General features: G+C 41.2%; 1 protein-coding gene and 1 pseudogene. Both read right to left on the bottom strand.

What is annotated here, in order from left to right; genetic code table 11:
• Window positions 1-223 (bottom strand): annotated as a pseudogene (locus A3729_RS20420) (malate dehydrogenase); the annotation flags it as partial.
• Window positions 224-461: 238 nt separating this feature from the next.
• Entirely contained in the window at window positions 462-674 is a 213-nt protein-coding gene (gene rpmE, locus A3729_RS20415) for a 50S ribosomal protein L31 (protein ID WP_068509060.1), read from the bottom strand.
• Between the last annotated feature and the right edge of the window lie 203 nt (window positions 675-877).

Genomic DNA, 877 nt, shown 5'->3' with positions numbered 1-877 from the left:
TCGCAGTACCATCAGTAATAACCGCTACCAAGTTACCTTTAGCAGTGTACTTATATGCATTTTCCGGGTCAGCAGCAATTTCCTTAACTGGCTCTGCAACACCTGGGCTATAAGCCAAAGAAAGGTCGCGAGAGGTTTGAGCAGGAGTAGAAAGTTCTACGCTGATTTTCCCTGGCTTCGGGAACTCATGGTAATCTAGAGCATCTTGTTTGAAATCTGACATTATATTCTACCGTTTTGGTTTTTCCGTTTAGGTTCTTTCAGGGACATTAAAGCCCTAAAGCCTGTCCGCGGCGCACATTATGACATCACTTATTCCCTAGGGACAATTATCAAATGATAATACGCCGTAACTTTTTTATTGTCATTTGACCGAAATCATCAAATAACCAGACGAAAAAAGAGCGACAAGCGCTCTTTTTCGGAATATCTTAGTTCTTTGGCAACTCGCCAAACAAAGCTTAGCCGCCGATACGGCTGCCGAAACGCTTCTTGAACTTATCAATACGACCACCTGTATCCATTACTTTCTGCTTACCAGTATAGAATGGGTGACATGCTGAACATACGTCCAGAGTAATATCTTTACATAGCGTAGAACGTGTTTTAATAACGTTACCACAACCACATTTTGCTTCGATTTCCTGGTAATCAGGATGAATAGCTTCTTTCATTGCACACCTCTAATTCAATTATGCCGCCACCTTACACTTATCACTCTTCTTTTAGCTTATAAAAAACCAGAAGAGCCGTTAAGGCACCGCACGAAAGGGGGCTTCCCATCTATCTTTACACCTTCAAACTTGCCTTGAAAACAAATTTTTAGACAAAAGACAGAGTGACTGCCAATTTTTAAGACGGCGCATATTAACAAAAT

This window comes from Oleiphilus sp. HI0043, from assembly GCF_001634935.1.
This window is presented reverse-complemented; position numbering and strand designations above follow the sequence as displayed.